This is a genomic window from Streptomyces aurantiacus, from assembly GCF_001418335.1.
GTDB lineage: Bacteria > Actinomycetota > Actinomycetes > Streptomycetales > Streptomycetaceae > Streptomyces > Streptomyces aurantiacus.
Map to the genome: position 1 here is coordinate 1 of NZ_LIPP01000523.1, position 1,151 is coordinate 1,151.

Consider the following 1,151-nt stretch of genomic DNA (forward strand, 5'->3'; position numbering starts at 1 on the left):
GACGGCCGCGCCGCCCGCCGCGCCGTCGACGACCTTCTTGGCGGCATACACGCTGCCCCAGCTGCCTGAACCGATCAGGCCGGTGATCTCCCAGTCCGCGATCCGGTACCCCGGTGCGGGGTCGAGTGGGGGAGTGGTGTGGGGGTGATTCATTTTCGTGAGCCTTTCGGTTCAGCGTCTGACGGCCGGCGGGAGCAGGGCCAAGTGCTCTTCACGGACCAGGTTGAAGCGCAGTGCGAGGCTGACCAGCCGTTCACGCTTGCCTCCCGCCTCGCCGTACGAGCCGTCCGGGCCGTCCCTCAGCCGCAGTTTGGTGTCGGCGAGATAGTCGATGTGGTAATTGAGCGCGGACCGGGTCAGGTCCTGGCACCCCGGGAGCGGCCGCAGCCGTTCGAGAACTTCTCCCACGCCCGGGACGGCGGCGCTCGACGGGGAGCGCAGTCGCGGTTCGCACAATGCCAGCAGCACCAGAAAATACTTGGACGTGGGGTTGAGCGAGAAGGGGCTCGTGGTGGGTTCCCCGGCGAGGGCGTCGCACTTGGGTTCCGCATACGCGTGCTGGGGCGCGAACACCTTGAATTCCATGGGGGTTTCGGCGGCGGGCAGTATTACTCGGGACAACTCGAACGGGACGGGCGCACCGATACGGCCGGGAGCGACGCGTATGTGTTCTCCCGCCCCTTCCAGGTTCTCCACGACGTACGTCGCCGCGGCACTGTAATTGCAAAGGCGCCAGTAGTCCTCCACCGCGGTGACCTGTCCGGCACACCGCGACACCGCGGGATCGTTCAACGCGATGGGCGGTCGTCCGCCGGGCTCCCCGCGCCCGAACCTGGCGCTCTGGCCTGGACTCAGGCGCACCAGGCGCGGCTCGGGCCGAGGAGCGTCCGAGCGGCGGACGACGGCGTCGGGAAGCTGCACGATTACGGTGGTCACTGCGAATGGTCCCCAAAAGGTCAGCGGCTCATCGGGTATTCGTTGCCCGGGGCAAGAGAATTCGTACACGATGTGTTCAGGTCTTGTCAGAATCTAGAGCAACCTGCGGCAACGTGGCGGAGTGGAACGCCCGTTGCGTTGGACGTAGCGGCTGTTTTCCGGCCGGCCGCGAAAATCCTCGACCTGCTGGCAGCGCCGACTCGTGTCACCCTGAC

1 protein-coding gene is annotated in these 1,151 nt (G+C 66.7%); it reads right to left on the bottom strand.

Annotated elements, in window-relative coordinates; genetic code table 11:
• Positions 1-171: 171 nt before the first annotated feature.
• Positions 172-936: a hypothetical protein gene (locus AOK01_RS39880; protein ID WP_055520519.1), complete on the bottom strand. Its 765-nt coding sequence runs from the start codon at positions 934-936 to the stop codon at positions 172-174.
• Positions 937-1,151: the final 215 nt, after the last annotated feature.